Annotated in this window: 18 protein-coding genes; 9 read left to right on the forward strand and 9 right to left on the reverse strand. The window is 65.2% G+C overall.

The genetic code is table 11. From position 1 onward, the window contains the following. The 4 genes from VKI00_RS14900 to VKI00_RS14915 form a co-directional block, all read left to right on the forward strand. Nucleotides 1-701: LLM class F420-dependent oxidoreductase (locus tag VKI00_RS14900; RefSeq protein WP_324438605.1), on the forward strand; the 701-nt coding region annotated here is incomplete at its 5' end. Beyond that, on the forward strand, nt 698-1,708 hold the full coding sequence (locus VKI00_RS14905; RefSeq protein ID WP_324438607.1) for an NADP-dependent oxidoreductase: 1,011 nt from the start codon (nt 698-700) through the stop codon (nt 1,706-1,708). The genes VKI00_RS14900 and VKI00_RS14905, both read left to right, overlap by 4 nt. A gap of 29 nt (nt 1,709-1,737) precedes the next feature. Next, nucleotides 1,738-2,160, forward strand: coding sequence for a pyridoxamine 5'-phosphate oxidase family protein (locus VKI00_RS14910; RefSeq protein WP_324438609.1), 423 nt, complete (start codon nt 1,738-1,740; stop codon nt 2,158-2,160). A 212-nt stretch (nt 2,161-2,372) separates the two neighbouring features. Next, the gene (locus VKI00_RS14915; RefSeq protein WP_324438611.1) at nt 2,373-3,026 is read left to right on the forward strand and encodes a hypothetical protein; all 654 of its coding nucleotides are present in this window, start codon (nt 2,373-2,375) and stop codon (nt 3,024-3,026) included. 16 nt (nt 3,027-3,042) lie between these two features. Here VKI00_RS14915 and VKI00_RS14920 read toward each other — a convergent pair whose 3' ends face one another. Then, entirely contained in the window at nt 3,043-4,233 is a 1,191-nt protein-coding gene (locus tag VKI00_RS14920) for an MFS transporter (protein ID WP_414687199.1), read from the reverse strand. Between the two features lie 138 nt (nt 4,234-4,371). Next, a complete protein-coding gene (locus tag VKI00_RS14925; RefSeq protein WP_324438615.1) occupies nt 4,372-5,319 on the reverse strand; it encodes an FAD-binding oxidoreductase in 948 nt (315 codons plus the stop codon). 35 nt (nt 5,320-5,354) lie between these two features. Here VKI00_RS14925 and VKI00_RS14930 point away from each other — a divergent pair, with 35 nt between their 5' ends. Next, entirely contained in the window at nt 5,355-6,770 is a 1,416-nt protein-coding gene (locus VKI00_RS14930; RefSeq protein ID WP_324438617.1) for an alpha/beta hydrolase domain-containing protein, read from the forward strand. Nucleotides 6,771-6,785: 15 nt separating this feature from the next. On the opposite strand, the gene VKI00_RS14935 is transcribed toward VKI00_RS14930, so the two are convergent. From VKI00_RS14935 to VKI00_RS14950, 4 genes are all read right to left on the reverse strand, one after another. Further along, nucleotides 6,786-7,163, reverse strand: coding sequence for a hypothetical protein (locus tag VKI00_RS14935; RefSeq protein ID WP_324438651.1), 378 nt, complete (start codon nt 7,161-7,163; stop codon nt 6,786-6,788). Nucleotides 7,164-7,251: 88 nt separating this feature from the next. Then, a complete protein-coding gene (locus VKI00_RS14940; RefSeq protein ID WP_324438619.1) occupies nt 7,252-7,854 on the reverse strand; it encodes an Lrp/AsnC family transcriptional regulator in 603 nt (200 codons plus the stop codon). After that, the gene (locus tag VKI00_RS14945; RefSeq protein ID WP_324438621.1) at nt 7,802-8,260 is read right to left on the reverse strand and encodes an Lrp/AsnC family transcriptional regulator; all 459 of its coding nucleotides are present in this window, start codon (nt 8,258-8,260) and stop codon (nt 7,802-7,804) included. The genes VKI00_RS14940 and VKI00_RS14945 overlap by 53 nt, the downstream gene beginning before the upstream one ends. A gap of 21 nt (nt 8,261-8,281) precedes the next feature. Further along, nucleotides 8,282-9,745: a CoA transferase gene (locus VKI00_RS14950; RefSeq protein ID WP_324438623.1), complete on the reverse strand. Its 1,464-nt coding sequence runs from the start codon at nt 9,743-9,745 to the stop codon at nt 8,282-8,284. Nucleotides 9,746-9,908: 163 nt separating this feature from the next. Between VKI00_RS14950 and VKI00_RS14955 the strand changes: the two genes are divergently transcribed. Continuing rightward, the gene (locus VKI00_RS14955; protein WP_324438625.1) at nt 9,909-11,036 is read left to right on the forward strand and encodes an FAD-dependent oxidoreductase; all 1,128 of its coding nucleotides are present in this window, start codon (nt 9,909-9,911) and stop codon (nt 11,034-11,036) included. Nucleotides 11,037-11,040: 4 nt separating this feature from the next. Here VKI00_RS14955 and VKI00_RS14960 read toward each other — a convergent pair whose 3' ends face one another. Next, complete coding sequence (locus VKI00_RS14960; protein WP_324438627.1) at nt 11,041-11,787, reverse strand: class I SAM-dependent methyltransferase; 747 nt, start codon at nt 11,785-11,787, stop codon at nt 11,041-11,043. A 185-nt stretch (nt 11,788-11,972) separates the two neighbouring features. Between VKI00_RS14960 and VKI00_RS14965 the strand changes: the two genes are divergently transcribed. Further along, on the forward strand, nt 11,973-12,863 hold the full coding sequence (locus VKI00_RS14965; RefSeq protein WP_324438629.1) for an SDR family NAD(P)-dependent oxidoreductase: 891 nt from the start codon (nt 11,973-11,975) through the stop codon (nt 12,861-12,863). Between the two features lie 21 nt (nt 12,864-12,884). Here the strand turns inward: VKI00_RS14965 and VKI00_RS14970 are convergent, their stop codons facing one another. Together VKI00_RS14970 and VKI00_RS14975 are read right to left on the reverse strand one after the other, a co-directional pair. After that, on the reverse strand, nt 12,885-13,631 hold the full coding sequence (locus tag VKI00_RS14970; RefSeq protein WP_324438631.1) for a class I SAM-dependent methyltransferase: 747 nt from the start codon (nt 13,629-13,631) through the stop codon (nt 12,885-12,887). A 60-nt stretch (nt 13,632-13,691) separates the two neighbouring features. After that, entirely contained in the window at nt 13,692-15,059 is a 1,368-nt protein-coding gene (locus VKI00_RS14975) for an adenylate/guanylate cyclase domain-containing protein (protein ID WP_324438633.1), read from the reverse strand. Between the two features lie 96 nt (nt 15,060-15,155). On the opposite strand from VKI00_RS14975, the gene VKI00_RS14980 reads away from it, so the two are divergent. Both VKI00_RS14980 and VKI00_RS14985 read left to right on the forward strand, forming a co-directional pair. After that, complete coding sequence (locus VKI00_RS14980) at nt 15,156-15,920, forward strand: SDR family oxidoreductase (RefSeq protein ID WP_324438635.1); 765 nt, start codon at nt 15,156-15,158, stop codon at nt 15,918-15,920. A 12-nt stretch (nt 15,921-15,932) separates the two neighbouring features. Continuing rightward, on the forward strand, nt 15,933-16,784 hold the full coding sequence (locus VKI00_RS14985; RefSeq protein WP_324438637.1) for an NmrA family NAD(P)-binding protein: 852 nt from the start codon (nt 15,933-15,935) through the stop codon (nt 16,782-16,784). The last annotated feature ends 37 nt before the right edge of the window (nt 16,785-16,821 follow it).

Consider the following 16,821-nt stretch of genomic DNA (forward strand, 5'->3'; position numbering starts at 1 on the left):
TCGTGGGAGGCTGGCATGACCGCGAGTGGTCACACAGTGCAGCGCGCATGCGCGAAACAATCCAATGCCTCCGACCGATCCTGCGTGGCGAGCGCGCCGACTATGACGGGCGCTTTGTCCGCAGCCACGGATTTCGGTTGCGTCACCCGCTCCCGGACACCCGCATCGGAGTCGGCGCGTTCGGCCCGATCATGACGCGGCTGGCGGCGCGGCTCGCCGACGAGGTGGTGCTCAATCTGGCGTCGCCGCAGCGGGTCGCGCAGGTGCGCCAACAGGTCGACCATCATGCCGCGGCGGCAGGTCGCACGGCGCCGCACCTGACGGTGTGGGTACCGGTCGCCGTCCGACCCGGTGCGGCCGCACTGCGGCAGTTAGCTAATCAGCTGGCCATTTACCTTGCCCCACCCGGCTACGGCGAGATGTTCTGCGAGCTCGGGTTCGCCGAATTCGTCGAACGTGCGCGCAACGGCACGCGGCGGTCGGAGTTGGCGGCGGCGATTCCACTCGAGCTGGCCGAGCAGCTGGCCGCGGTCGGAACTCCGGAACAGGTCGCTGCCCGGCTACGGGCCTATCGGCAAGCCGGCGCGGACACCGTCGCGGTGATACCGGTAACCGCCGAGGACCCCGCCGGTCGGACCGCACTTCGGTGTGCGGCGGACAGTTGTCGAATCACCTCACCAGATCGGGGAGCAGCCCAATGAACACTGGGGACACTGTGAATACGCAATGCCGGCTAGCCGCGCGTCCACTGGAATTGCCGAAGGCTACCGATTGGACGATCGTCGAGGAGCCCAAACCTGTTGCGGCCGAAGGCGAGTTCGTGGTGAAGGTCGATTACCTGTCCATCGACCCCGCGATGCGCACCTGGATGAACGCGGGCCGCAGCTACGTGCCGCCGGTGGAGATCGGCGAGGTGATGCGGGCGCTCGGCGCCGGACGGGTCGTTGAATCACGCCACCCGAAGTTCGCCGTCGGCGACGAAGTGTCCGGGATATTCGGGGTCCAGCGCTATGCGCTGTCCGACGGGACGGGCGTCAACAAGATAGACACCACCTTGGCGCCGGCAATCGTGCACCTGGGGGTCCTCGGCATCAGCGGTCTGACCGCATACTTCGGATTGCTCGACGTCGGCAGGCCCGAGCCGGGCCAAACCGTGCTGGTGTCCGGAGCGGCCGGATCGGTGGGCAGCATCGTGGGACAGATCGCGAAAATCAAGGGTTGCCGAGCCGTCGGTGTTGCCGGCGGAGAGCAAAAGTGCCGCTGGCTCGTCGAGGAGGCCGGTTTCGACGCCGCGATCGACTACAAGAGCGCCGACCTGCGCGCAGAGCTCAAAACCCACGCACCCGACGGCGTAGACATCTATTTCGACAATGTCGGCGGTGCAACGCTGGAGGCCGCCCTCAACCGGCTCGCGCGCGGCGCCCGGATCGTGCTCTGCGGTGCGGTGTCGCAGTACAACGACACCCCGCGCGGACCGGCCAACTACATGCAGCTGCTGATTGCGCGCGCATCCATGACCGGCTTTGTCATCTTCGACTACGCCGATCGCTACCCGGAAGGCATTGCGCAGCTGGCGAAGTGGCTCAACAGCGGCGAGCTGCGCTCACACGAGCAGATCGAGCACGGCGACATCGGCGACTTTCCGGAAACGCTGCTCAAGCTGTTCCGCGGAGAAAATACCGGCAAGCTGATCCTCGCGTTGGAATAGCCTCGTAGGCCGCGCGCGTTGAGCCGCGTATGAAAGCCTTCTCCGAGATCGAGCGTGAAGAGTTCCTCGCAGCCAAGCATGTCGCCGTGCTGTCCGTGGCCGCCGACGGCCGGCCGCCGGCCAGTGTCCCGATGTGGTACGACTACACCCCTGGCGGGAACATATTGATCAACACCGGCGTAGGAGCGCGGAAGTCCAAGCTGATCGAGCGGGCCGGCGCGGTGACGCTGGTCGTCCAGAACGAGGAGCCACCGTACCAATATGTGGTCGTGGAGGGCACCGTCGTCGACACCACCCCCACCCCGGTGGAGGTGCGAGAAGCCATCGCAATCCGCTACCTCGGCGAGGAAGGTGGCCGCGCGTTCGTCCGCAGTATGGAGGGGCAGAAGACTGTGCTGTTCACCATCCGCCCCGACCGCTGGCTCACCGCCGATTTCTCCGATGAGGTTTGAATTTCCCTTGGGTTTCGGACCTCCAAGCTGACGGCTGCCCGTCGTGTCGCGGCCGTTCACGACTGCACTTGTCATACGATAGCCATCTCCGACGCAAGGCCGTTACGCTCGAAAACCTTTAGGAAGCAACTTAAATGGACCTCGAACGCATCACCCACCCGTTGCGACTGGCCAGGGGATCGCACCAGGCCGGATCGGGCAAAGGGTGTGCCATGAACGCCATTTCGTACATCAACGGCGATGAGCAGATCACCGATTTTCCGGCGACTTCCGCGCGCCCGCTGGCCTCGTTCGTCCAGTTGTGCAACGACTTGCTGGCCGGGCCCGACGGCTACTTGTCAGCAGAAGACAGCCTGCTGGTACTCGACCTCGGTTGGCTCACGGTGGGAACCGCCGATGTTGCCGACGACGTCATGCACATCTGGGTGACCAAACTGCTGATCAGCCCGCCCTGGGGCGTCGTGAGATACACCGACGAGGCGGCGGCCGAGGCGATCACCGACATCGCCGAGCTACATCGCAGATTCGCCCCGCGCGACCTGCCGTCGGTCACCGACTGGGACGGCGCTGCGCGGGCCGCCCGCGCCGTCAGTGAGACATCGCAGGGCGCCGAGCTGTACGCCATTCGGGCCGCGTACCAATCCACCGCACTATTCGAGACCGACGACTGGGACACTCTGGATGCCGTAACAGGCAACGCGCTGCGCGCACACCGACTCGCAAACGGCGATGCCGGAGCCGCCCGGATACTGGAAGTTACCCGCAACGCAATTCGCTCATGGCGGCGCCTGGGCGGCTTGAGCGTGGTGAGCAATGGACCGATACCGGTCGCGGCTGCACGGCAAGGCAAGGTGGTCGCGGCGTAGCAGCCGATCGCCTGAATTACCGCTGCCGGAGGCTATCTCGTCGCAGCCGCACCGCTCGACTTATTGCGGTGCCGGCCGCCAGCACTGCCATCACGGCAAGGATCATCGCCGATTGCTTGGCGGATCCGAGCGTGGTCAACAGCAGCGGTAAGCCGAAGCCGATGTAGGTGACCGCATAGAACACCCCGGTGAGGGTGCCGCGCACACGTTGTGGCGCTGAGGTTTCCAAGTCAATCAAGCCCGCACGCAGCGAAAGCCCGGAGGCACATCCGAGAATCGGCAGCAGCGGTAGACCCAATGCCAGCGTCATGCTCGACGGTGTCGCGGCCGCGACGGCGTAGCCCAGCGCAGCAAGCAATGCAGCGACCGTGCCGGATTGTGGACCCCAGCCGCGCGAGCGGGCGACCACCTGAATGAGCCCGCTGGAGCCATTGACAACCAGCGCGGCCGTACCGGCAGCCAGGGGGGCCGCCAGCCCGGTGTGCAGCCGAGTCGGAATGGTGACGAAACCCAGTGTCCCCGAGGCGAACACCCAGGGTGCCAGTGGGATGGCCCAACTCAACGCCCGCGCGGCGCTCAGCCGTGCTGACGTCGAGGGCGCCGAGTTACGTTCTCTTGCTGACGTGGTTACCGCCGTGCGATGCGCCGTTACAACGGCGATAACCATCGCCAGCAGAAGAATGTTGGCGGCGAGCCCGAATGACACTCGAACGCCGGGTGGTCCAGCCGAGGCGATCACTCCTGCCGCGAAAGGGCCGACGGCGAAACCGGCTATCAACACGGCTCCGGCTGTGGCCGCACCGGCAGGGCCCTTCAGATCTGAAGCCCACGCGGTGCAGGCGCTGATCGCAAGACCCACACCGGCCCCTAGGATGAAACGCCCGGCCAGCAACGCGTCGGAATGCTGCGAGAGCAGCATCACCAGCGTCCCCGCCAAAGCGATTGTCGAGCCAGACCACGCCACCGACTGGCGACCCAGCGCATCCGACGCGCGACCGCCAATGAGCAGTCCGGGCAGCAGTCCAATTGCATAGATACCAAAGATGGCGTCGATGGTTGCGACGCAGAGGTGTTGGCTATTAGTGATCACGGGCATCAGCGCGGCGAAGTGGTTGGCAGCCCATCCCGTTGCCAGCAGGACGGCCAACACGCTGACGAATACGGCCTGGTTCGCGCTGGAGCCGTCCCGCCCGTCGACCGTGACCAGTGTCGACGGCGGCCGGCCCGTCAGACCGGTTGATTCATTCGACCGGATCACTGAATTCCTCCCTGAGGCTCTGCGCGCGAACTAACAAGACGACCTCGGCCGAAAAGTTATTCCCGGCCGGGCAGCGCTGCAACGCAATTAGCCCAGAGTCAGGTCCGCGGGCAGCTCGTCGCTCAGTACGGCCTGAGCGAGCAGCTCGCCGAGCAGCGGCCCGAACTTCATCAGGTTGCTACCGACGAACCCGATGACGCGTCCGCGGCGCGCTATCGTCCAGCCGTCGCCGCCGGCGTCGAGCCACGGGGCGCGGACAGTGACGCAATCCACTTGGGCCACCGGCACCAGCGAGGGGAACAGCGCGCGAACACCCGCAGGGTCCGGCACATCCTGTCCGAACGCCCAACGCCCGGTGCTGCCAAGGGGCAATCCGTAGCCCTCGGGCGCCGACAAGCACGCAGCGCCGACCGCGTCGGCCCCGTCGTAGGTGAAGCGAGTGTGCGGGGCGAACTCGGCGTCCAGCGGGCCGAACAATGCCGGTGTCTGGGCACCGGCGCAGATCAGCACGCGGTCGCCCCGCACGATGGCGGCGTCGGCTAGGGCCGTCGCGCCGTCGTCGTCCACTGACACGACTTCACCGCGCCGGATATCGACCCGCCGCGCCAAGGTGATCAGCGCACGGCGGATGCGCAGGCTGCCGCCCAGTGGATCGAAAACCCCGTTCTGCCATGGCACAGCCGAGAACGGGATTCGCGCCGTGATTTGGTGGCGATCGAGGTTGGAGAACACGGCGCCGGCATCGGTCATTGCCGCGGCGATGTCCTCCGGTGCGGCGACGGTGATGAAGCCCTCTGAGCCAAGCAGCCGGCCTACACCGAATTCGGCCTCCCAGCGCTGCCAGCCCTCGCGGGCCCGCATCGCAAGCCGGCACAGTTCGGGACGCCGATGGGCGATGCGGAAGATCCGTGCCAGGCCTGCGGACTGCTCGCCGAACGGCTCGCCGCGTTCGATCACTACCGTCGGCGCGCCGCGGCGCGACAGCTCATAAGCGGTAGCAAGCCCGCATATCCCGGCGCCGATGATGACAATCACGCTAGAACCGACTGTGCCACAGCTATGATGCCCGCGTGCCGACAACCGTCACGCCGGTTCCGGGCAAGCCCGCACTCCTGTTGGGCGCCTTCGACATAGCCAGCTTGGGTTATGTCGCCAAGGAATTCTTCATCTCGGGACCGGCGTCGTCCTACAGTTCCGCAGCCGAACTCGGCCCCGACGGCCGGTGGAGCGTGACACCCGCAGACTCAGCTGAGTTCACCACCCGAATGGTGGTGCTGACGCCGGCGGATCCGGCCCAGTTCAACGGGACAGTACTCGTTGAGTGGCTCAATGTGAGCGGCGGAATCGATGCTCCGGCGGTGTGGATGATGGCGCATCGCGAAATGGTTCGCGCCGGCTACGCCTATGTCGCGGTGTCGGCCCAACGCGTCGGCGTCGAGGGTGGCGTGAACTTGATGGGCGTGGACATGTCGCTGAAAAGCCAAGATCCGGAACGGTATGCGGCCCTGTGCCATCCCGGTGACGCGTTCTCCTACGACATCTTTTCCCAAGCCGGTCGAATAGTCAGAGACGGGCAACGCAATGGCGTTCTGCGTGAGCTGCGCGCCGAACAGGTCGTCGCTCTGGGCGAGTCCCAATCGGCGCTGTTCCTGACGACGTACATCAACGCCGTCGACCCGCTAGCCCAGGTCTACGACGGTTTTTTGGTGCATTCGCGATTCGGGCCCGCCGCCCCGCTGGATGGCGGTTCGATATTCGACGTGCTGGACAGCAACGCATCCCGCGGGGTGACATTTCGGCCTGACCTGCGCGTCCCGCTCGTCACCATCATCACCGAAACAGATCTCTTCGGCGGTCCGCGTCGGGGCTATTACAGTGCGAGACAGCCAGATAATCAACAGCTTCGGGTTTGGGAGATCGCCGGCACCGCTCATGCCGACAACTACACGATTCAAGTGGCGCCGATCGACACGGGCGCTGCGGCACTGACCGATATCGTCGCGGCGTACGCGCCGACAAACATGTTGATGGGTCAGCAGCTCGATCACTGCATCAATTTCGCGCCGCAGCATCATTACGTTCTGGAGGCGGCGCTATCGCGGCTGTGCGAGTGGGTGCGCACCGGCAGGCCAGCGCCCAGTGCCGTGCCGATTGAACTCACCGACGCCGACCCTCCTCAGCCCGTTCTCGATACCAACGGCCTTGCGGGGGGTGGCGTCAGGACGCCGTGGGTGGATGTGCCGATTGCTCGGACATCCGGTGTCGGCAGCGAGGAGACCACGATGGCCTCAATCTTCGGCTCCGGCGAATTGTTTGACACCGCTGCCGTGCGCCGGCTCTACCCGGGCGGGGCTGGCGACTATTTGGAACGCTTCACCGCGGCGCTCGACTCGGCGATTGAGTCAGGGTTCATCTTGACTGCGGATCGCGACGAGATTCTGCACCTCGCCGCCGCCACCTTCCCGGACGCTACGCCTGCCGGATGATATCGAGGCTGCGATTCACAACGGCGCGGCCTCGAGGGTCAAGCTGAACAACGCGTAGGCCATGCAGAACAGAAAGTTCAGCGTGACAAGGACCAAGCCCACGAAGAGGAGCGACCGCGCGCCGCGACGTTTCAAGCGCTTGTACTTCGCGGCCAGCTGTTCACGCTTCAACTGCATCGCGATGAACGCGAAGTTGACGTCCGCCACTTCGCTGTATGCGAAGGGCACACCTGCCAACATCTGTCGAAGCCGATCCGGCGGGGTGTCGACGCCGACCCGCGCGAAGCGCCGGCTCAGTCGTCGCGCCTGCCTGCGACTGACGACCTGATTTCGCAGTTGAAACCGATGCGATAGTTGCCCACGTTCGTTTCCCCAGGGGTTTGACGGGGTCATCACACGCCGAAGTGTACTTCGGTGGTGTCCAACTATCCGGATTACAGCTCATTGGCTCTGCAGAAATCTGAAGCCGGCACACGACTCGCTAGACCGGCGCCCAGAGATCCACGGGGACGAGGTTTTGTGCGCGGCCGTCGAGCCCGAGTAGCCGTCCCCAGGACTTGACCGAGCGCAGTACCACGCGGGTGTCGAGCACCTCGACGCCGTGGTGTTCGGCTGACAGTCGCTGGACCACCGGTTCCAGGTCGGATACGTCGTGCAGCTGCATGGTGACGAACATGTTGGCCGCGCCACCGCCGGTGACCGCCACACAGAACCGGGTCTCGGGATATCGGACCAGGGTGCGGCCCACGGCCGCCACCGCAGTCCCGCTCACGCTGAGCTTGAGCGCCACTGCGGTCAGCCAACCCGCTTGTACCCGTGCGAAATCCGTGCGGAACGCCAGCATTCCGGCATGCGTCAACAGGACCATGCGCCGCCGCACGGTGGGCTCCGGTCGCTCGACTGCCGCAGCGAGATCGCGGAAACTGAGCCGACCGTCGCGTTGCAACGCCAAGAACAGCTCGCGATCGAACTCGTCGAATTCATGCGGCGGGGTGCTTTTGGCGGGCTCGGGGGTTACCGCCCGAACCTGATCAGGACTGAGACCGCCCAGCCGCCAGCGGGTGCCGCTGAACAACTGGGTCATCAGCCCCGATTGCACCCGGTTCAGCCCAGCGATGGTCGGCAGCTTGTCGACGATTAACTTCGCCAGCAACGGTTGATCGGCGGCAACCACAAAAGGCGTAGAGGTTGTCTTGGCCTGTCGTGATGTTGACGCTGAAAACCTGTGGTATCGCAGCGAACTCGTCAGCCACTGCCGACGCGGCGCCCGGTTGGCACTCGGCTTCGAACAGCGCCGCCTTGAGCGGCAGCTCCCGGCCGGGCGCGGACGACACCCATGCCCGGCCGGTGGCCACCAGGCGACGCCACCGCCGTGCCGCGGTGACCGGCGAAACGTCCAGCACGGTGCCCAGCTCTTCAAAACTCGCCAGCGGATTAAGGTGGAGCGCATCGAGCAGGGCGATATCCAGCTCGTCTACCCCGTCACCCATGACCAGAATTGTCGCGCGATGTCAGGCATTCGAGCGCGGAATGCCGGACCATTCGGGCCGGCTGGACCCGCGAGGGACCAGGATGGGGTCGGGCCAGCGGGGTGGCGTGTGGCTGAAGCTGACCGGCGGGGCGAGCATGTGGACCTCGCCCATCGGGGTGTCGGCGTCGTATGAGTCGGGGACAGCGATGGTGTGCTCGTCGTCGCAACCGGCGTCGGCGGGGTCGACCAACCCCAAGGTTTGGTACCACATGGCGTTGCGGGTGAGGTTGACGGTGACGTGCCAGCTGCCGCCTTCGGTTTGTTGTTTGATCAGGCCCGCGGCGGCGCCGAGAGCGCCCATGTAGCCGGTAATGAAGTCGTTGATCAGCGCGGTGGGTGGCAGCTGGGGATCGTCGGAGCCGCCTTCGATGGCCATCAATCCCGAGGCCGCTGAGCCGTTCATGTTGAACCCGCCGCGGTTGGCCCACGGCCCGGTCGATCCGTAGCAAGTGACCGAGACATGCACCAGCCCGGGATGGGTCTGTGCAAGTTCGCGGGGATCGATGCCCAGCTTCTCCAGCTTGAGATCGCGGTGGTTGTTGACCACGACGTGGGTGTCGCCTAGCAGCCGGTCGACGTCGGCCTTTCCGGTCTCTTTCGTCAAATCCAGCCAGGCGCTGCGTGATCCGATGTTCGCCTCGAAGTACACCCAGTCGTGCTCGAAGTCATTCGGGCGGGTCGCACCCTGCACGTCGGCGCCCTGCTCGGCCAGCACGCGTCCCACCGTGGGCCCGGCGATGGCATGGGTGAACGACAACACCCGCAACCCGCCAAAGGGCCGATCGGACGGGCCCAAATCGCGTGGCGGCGCGTCACCGATCCGCGTCAGCCCGATGACGGGCGGGCCGGCGAGCAGGGCTCCATGCGGATGGGCCAGCCATTCCTCGGGACTGCGGGCCACACATGCCGGCAGCCCGGCCGCATTGGCGGCCTCTTCCAGCGCGAAGGCATCCCAATGAGTAAACGCCTCAGCGACTTTCGCGAAGTCGGGTGGCAGGTTGAGAAACCGGCACCAGTTGGCCGCCTGATGTGGATACACCGCCGAGGCCATCACGGTTCGCCCGTCACGTGTGCGGTAGGGAATCAGCGCAAACGGGTTATCCAGCACCAGCGCGATGGACGGGAATTCGCCGGCCAGCGTTGGCTTCCAGGCAAAGCTGGGATTGATGTGGTGTACCGCCTGGCGCAGATCCAGGTGCAGGTCTTGCCCCGGACCTCCGCGATGGCGGTGCATCGCCGCCGCGGCAACCGCGTTGCCCATCATCGGAATACCGATCGCCGCGCCAAGCCGATGGCGAGCCGGGATGATCGGATCCTGTCCGGAGAATGTCACGCGGCCACCCGCATCGGCGGCCGACAATCCCACGTCGGCGAGTAGTCCATCGAGTGCGACGGTCGGATCGAATGCGGTGTCACTCGTCGTTGCTTCGGCTATTTCAGTCATGGTCGGAGTTCCTCTCCAAGGGCTCTGTTGCAGTCAGCATGAAGCCGGTGGTCGGTGGACCCCGAAAATGAAGGAAACTGCTCAGAATCCGCGTTCGGATGACAGAAAACGTCGAGTCCATCCGGGATAGGCGCATAGTTAGAACGTGTTACAGTTTGCCGGCATGAGCCGCAAGCGCGTTGTCGTCGCGGGGCTGGGGGACGTGGGCGTCCTCACCGCGATTCGGCTTTCGCGTCACGCCGACGTCGTCGGCATCTCGGTCAAACCCGGGTTGGTCAGCGGCCAGGAACTCGGCGTACGGCTGTCCCGCCCCGACGACTGGGCTCGTGACTACTGGATCCCGTTCGACAGATTCCGTCGGCTGGATCGGGTGCGGATCATTCAAGGCACACTGACCGGACTCGACCTGGCCGGCCGCACCGTCTCCGGCCGGCGTGACGACGGTGGGACATTCGCCGAGGGGTACGACGCGCTGGTCATCTGCACCGGGGTCAGCAACGGCTTCTGGCGCCAGGCGACCATGCAATCGGCCACCGAGATCGGCGCCGATCTCCGTGCCGCACACGACCGCGTGGCCGCCGCGGCATCGGTGATTATCGTGGGCGGCGGCGCAGCAGCGATCACCAGCGCTGCCAATATGGCAACCACCTGGCCGGACAAGCAGATCGATCTGTACTTCCCCGGAGAGCGGGCGTTGGGCGCCTATCACCCGCGGATTTGGCAGCGCATTCAAACCCGGCTGACCGACCTCGGCGTCGGCCTTCACCCGGGGCACCGTGCCGCGCTGGCCAACGGCTTTGCCGGCGATCAGATCACCAGCGAGCCGGTGCACTGGAGCACCGGACAACCCGCGGCGACGGCCGATGCCGTGCTGTGGGCGATCGGACGGGTGCAGCCCAACACCGACTGGCTGCCGGCGCAGTTGCTCGACGAGCAGGGCTTCGTTCGAGTCACGCCTGAGCTGCGGGTACCCGGTCAGCAAGGAGTGTTCGCGATCGGTGACGTCGCGGCCACCGATCCGCTGCGCAGCTCCGCCCGCAACCGCGGGGATGCGTTGGTAGCTAGCAACATTCGCGCCGAGCTGGCAGGTCGACAGCTGCGCACCTACCGGGCGCCGGGGCGACGGTGGGGTTCGTTGCTGGGGATACAGCCCAACGGTCTGGAGGTATTCTTCCCCACCGGCCATGCGTTGCGCTTCCCGTCGTGGTCGGTCGAACGCGTGGTGATGCCGTTGATTGTCCGATGGGGCATGTACGGCGGGGTGCGCGAAAACCACCCAACCGCGAGTTGAGCCCTCAGCCGCGCTTGGCCCGCACCCACTGGAAAGTGCCGATGGTCTTGGTCCGCACGCTCACGAAGCCGTGCTCCTCGAGAAAGTCGCCGATTTCGTCGTCGCCGAAGACGTAAGCGCCGCCGTTGGGCAACCGCCGCCATAGCTCCGGTGCTCCACGGACGATGGGCACCATCAACGCCAATCGGCCGCCCGGTCGCAGCACGCGGGCGATCTCCGACAGCGCTGCGAACGGGTCTGGTATCAGCTGCAGTACGGCGATCGAGACCACGGCATCGACGGTCTGGTCGCGCAATGGCAGACGTTGCGCATCGGCCCGCAAGAAGCCGACCTGCGGGCCGGCTTCGGAGCGCACCGCGCGCGTCAGCATCGGCAACGAAATGTCGACGCCCAGCGCTAGGCCGTCCGGTCCGGCGGCCTCTGCCAGCGACGCGGTGACGGAACCGGGACCCGAGCCGACATCCAAGGCGATGCCGCCCTGCGGGATGTTCAACCACTCGATCGGGTGCTGCAATGAGGCGAGGAATCTGCGCGATATGGCCTGCGCGTTGTCATACAGCATCGACCCGATCGTCGATGCCCATACCGCCTGGATGGGCCCGGTGTTCTTGGCCGGGCCCTCGCCGTTGGCTGTTGAGCTGTCCAGCAGGTCGAGATAGCCTTTGCTCGCATCCGGTTCGGTGGGCGGATCGACGAGCAGGCCCAACGCCCGCTCCAGGGCGGGAGACAACGTCGCGTTAACAGTGGTCATTCGCATTCCCTCGATGAAATGTCAAGTTCTACAGGCGTTTACGAAACTGCAGCCGTAACTTTTCGACTGCTCGCCTCTGTTCGCAGCCTACGCCGGGGCGTCGGACGGTTCCAGTTCGAGACGCAGCAGTGCGGCTTGGCGCACGATCCCGTCGGGCGGGGCGGTGGTGCCGCTAGTCTCACAGCATGACACCAGCGTGGTCGCCGGGCCGGCTCGGCAACTTGACCGGCAGACGGATCATCGTGACCGGCGCAACCAATGGGGTGGGCCTTGGCACCGCGCGTGTGCTGACGCGCGCGGGCGCGCACGTGATCCTCGCCGTCCGCAACACTGAGTTGGGTGCACAGCGTGCCGCCGAGATAGGCGGATCCACGGCGGTCCTCAAACTGGATCTCGCCGACCTCGCGTCGGTGCGCGCATTCCCCGACCTACTCGACGACGACGTCGACATTTTGATCAACAACGCCGGAGGGATCAGCCAGCACCGCGTCGAGACCACGGATGGCTTCGAGTTAACAATCGGCACAAACCTTTTGGGTCCATTCGCGCTGACCAACCTGTTGCTACCACGGGTGCGATCACAAATCATCAACGTCGGATCCGACGCCCATAAATCGGCGACGCTGCGCCTCGACGACATGCACCTGCGCTCGCACCGGTGGGCGGCGTACCCGGCGTACGCGCGCTCTAAACTCGCGGTGATGCTCTGGGGCCTCGAACTCGATCGCCGGCTGCGGGCGGCGCACTCGCCGGTGATCACCCAGCTCACCCACCCGGGTTGGGTGTCCTCGAATCTTTCCCATGTATCCGACAAGCCACTGATGGCGGGCTTTCATCGGGTGGTCACCGCGTTGGCAGACAGGTTTGGCAACGACATCGAAGAAGGCGCCGCGCCGACGCTGTACTGCATCAGCGAGCCGATTCCGCCCGGCAGCTACGTCGGCGTCGACGGCCGGCTCGGGCTCAGCGGTGGTCCGGTTCTGATTGGCCGGTCCACCGTGGCATGCGATTACGAGGCCGCTGCCAAGGTGTTCGAGTTCGCCGAAAAGGAAACGGGCACAAAACTTTTGATTTAACCTGCCGGTGTAGCCGGACGGTTACGCCGGCGTGGCGAGGATTGCCACAGCATCCCCGCCGACCGACACGCCCGCATGGCCGATTCGTTCCACCAGCCGTGCGCGGAGCTCGGCCGCCTTGTCGGCGGCCAGTATCAGTTGGTTGGAGAACGTGAACGCGATGTCGACCCACTGTTGTGCGGAGTAGTGCAGGTCGTGCGGATAGCGCCGCTGTGTGACGGTGAATCCCGCGGCGGTGAGCAGGTCGACGATTTCGTCCGGGTTGCCGTCGGCGGAGCGGTGCTCGACGTTCATGTAATCCCGGTAGATCGACTCGAATTCGGCGCGCGTCGGGTTAGTTGGCCGCAACCGGTTCCAAATCAACGCCAGCTTCCCGCCATCGTTGAGGATGCCACGGATCTTGGGTAGCGCCACCGAAGGGTCGACCCAATGAAACGATGCGGCGAACACCACGCGGTCGAATCGGCGTCCAGCGGGCTCCCATTGCTCGAATGTCGCGATCTCGAGCGGGATGCCCTTTGCTTGGGCGACGGCGGCCATCCGGGTATCGGGTTCGACCGCGAGAAGCTCGGCGCCTCTTTCGATGAACTGCATCGACGCGATACCGGTGCCGGCGCCCGCTTCGAGCACACGGCGAACACCAGGCGCCAGCACGTCGTCGATCAGTTGGTCGGGATAGCTCGGGCGATACGTGTCATAGTTATGTGCCGCGCCACCAAATGAGTTGGCGCGCTTGCGATTATTGAAAAGGTTCAGTCGCGGTGGCATGCCGTCGAGCGTATCGAGGCAACATGTGCCCCCGCTGTGAACTAATGGTGGGGCTGCTCACTACTGCCTGACGGTCGCGCGCGTCCGCTCGAGCGCGCACACCCACCAGTGGCCCGGCACACCCTTCAACTGGTGCTCGCCGCGGTCGGCGAACCGGTGCCGCGAGCCGGTGACGATGTCGCGAACCGTCGACGACACCAGCACCTCGCTGGGCCCGGCCAGTGCCGCGACGCGCGCGCCGATGTGAACAGCCATCCCGGCGACATCGTCACCGCGCACTTCGACCTCGCCGGCGTGAATACCCACCCGAATCTCGATGCCGAGCACCCTGATCGCGTCGACAAGGGAGTCGGCGCACGCTATCGCGGCGCTCGGACTGGGGAAGGACGCGACGAATCCGTCACCGGCGGTGTTCACTTCGAAACCGCCAAACCGTTCGAGTTCGTGACGCACGATGGTGTCGTGGTTGTCCAGCAGGTCCCGCCACCGGCCGTCGCCTAGCACAGCGGCGCGCTCGGTCGAGCCGACGATGTCGGTGAACATGATCGTGGTGAGCACCCGCTCGGCGCCGAAGCCGCCTCGGACCCCAGTGACGAACTCCTCGATCTCGTCGAGCATCGGGGCGGTGTCGCCAACCCAGTACAGGGCGTCTGCTCCAGGCAGCTCGACGAAGTGCGCTCCGGCGATGTGCTCGGCGATGTACCGGCCGTTGTCGACTGGGCAGAACTCGCAGTCCTCGCGGTGCACGACCAGCGTCGGCGCGGTGATCCGCGCCAGCGTGTCCCGGACATCGCAATGCCTGACGGTCAGGATGATGGCGCGGGCCATGCTGGGTGAGGCGGCCCGGTTTCCGGCCATGTCCCACCACGAGCGAAATGCGTTGTCGTCGACCATGCTGGGCGCGATGAAACCGAGCATGTCGAAGCCCTGGTCAACGGCATCCGGCTCCATCGCCACCGTCGTGTAGGGGTCTTCCTCCTCGACGATCTCGAATCCCATCGGATAGTCGGGCGCACGAAGCGTCCGAGCCGCGCCGTTGACGATCACCAGGTTGCTCACCCGTTCGGGATAGTCGGCCGCCAGGATCAGTCCGGTCATCGAGGCGAACCCGGGGGCGAAAATCGTTGCCCGCTCGCATCCGATCGCATCCAGCACCGAGATGGCATCTTTTGCCCAGAACTTCGGCCCGATCACGTCCCGCGAAACGCGCGACGACATGCCGACCCCGCGCTGGTCGAGCCGAATCACCCGGCTGAAGGATGCCAGCCGCCGGTGAAAGCGGTACATCGACGGCTCGGCGTCGATGGTGTCGATCGGGATGGACGGGCCCGGCAGCACCAGCACGTCGTTCGGTCCATCGCCAAATGCCTGGTAGGCGATGTCGACCTCGCCGCAACTGGCGTAGCGAGTCCGCGTAACCTGCGCCACCGTTACAGGTTAGTTCAGGGGAGCGAAAGGATTACCGGCGAGCGGATCAGCTGCCGCGGGTATGCAGGTATCAGACAGCGATGGAAGGGGAACGCGATGGAGATGACGGGCAACACGATTCTGGTGACCGGAGGCGGCACCGGGATCGGCCGCGGCCTGGCCGAGTCATTCCACCAGTTGGGCAACCAGGTCATCATCGCAGGCCGACGCCTCGAACCGCTTCGAGCGGTGGCCGAAGCCAACCCCGGCATCCAGTACCTGTCGTTGGATCAAGGCGACTCCGGCGACATCCGTCGATTCGCCATCGAGCTCAACGACAGCCACCCGGACCTCAATGTCATCGTCAACAACGCCGGCATCCAGCGCGTCGAGGACCTCACCAGCGGTGGCCCCGGCACGGCGGAACAGACCATCGCGATCAACCTATTGGGGCCCATCCGGCTCACAGCGGCGTTGCTGCAGCGGCTGCTGGGTAAGCCACACGCGGCGATCCTCAACGTCACGTCCGGGCTGGCGTTCATGCCCAGCGCGCTCACACCGACGTATTGCGCCAGCAAGGCGGCGCTGCATTCCTACACCCAGTCGCTGCGCTTTCAACTGCGGGAGACCTCGGTCCAGGTGATCGAAATCATCCCGCCGCAGGTGCAGACCGCGCTTCAGGGCGACCGCGGATTCGACCGCAGGGGAATGCCACTCGATGAATATGTCGCCGAGACGATGACGCTGTTGCAGACCCAGCCGCAGGCCGAGGAGATCATCGTGGAGCGCGTCAAGAGGTTCCGGTTCGCCGAACGGGACGGGGCCTACGCAGACATGTACGCCGCCTTCAACGAGGCGATGGTCGTGGCACTGCGCCACTGAGAGAGGACAGCCATGCGGGTGCTGATGGTAGGGGCGACTGGTCGCCATGCGCACTGGGTATTGCATGAGCTGACCCAACGTGGGGTTTCGGTGCGCGCATTGGTCCGTGATCAGCAGCGGGCCGATGTTGCCCGCCAAAATGGCGCCGCGGAGGTGGCCTTCGGGGACCTCACCGAGCCTGCCAGCCTTCGCGATGTGCTCGCAGGGATGGACGGTGTTTTCCACATTGGCCCGGCGCACGCGGCCGAGGAGGCTCAGATGGGCGTGGCCATGGTCGACGCCGCTCACGCCGCCGGGGTGCGAAAGTTCGTGTTCTCCGGTGTCATTCACCCGTCGATTTCGGCGATGACGAATCACGGCGCCGCGAAACTGCCTGTGGAGGAGGCGCTCTACAGCTCGGAGCTGGATTTCACGGTGCTGCAGCCGGCGCGGTTCATGCAAAATTTCGAGCGATCCTGGAAAGACGTCGTCGAGCATGACCGACTCGCCCAGCCTTACTCGTTGTCGGCGAAGATGTGCTCAGTGGACTACCGCGACGTCGCGGAGGTGGCTGCGATGGCGATGACCGGCAATGAGCTCAGCTACGGCACATTCGAATTGAGCGCGGCCGGGATGCAGGACACCTACGAGACGGCCGAGATCATCAGCGAGGTTCTCGGGCGAACAGTCACCGCGGCGCAGATACCGTTGGATCAGTTCGCTTCACAGCTGCCCGAAGGGTCTTTTCGTGATGGCATGCGCCGCATGATGGCCCACTATGACAAGCATGGCTTGCCCGGCGGCAATCCATTGGTGCTGCGCTCAATTCTCGGCCGCGAACCGCGATCGCTGAGGGACTACTTCCACGAATTAGCCACTGGCTGAAGGCCAACTGCTGAATATTTCGGCGTAGCTATGACTC

It is taken from the genome of Mycobacterium sp. (assembly GCF_035314665.1).
Lineage (GTDB): Bacteria > Actinomycetota > Actinomycetes > Mycobacteriales > Mycobacteriaceae > Mycobacterium.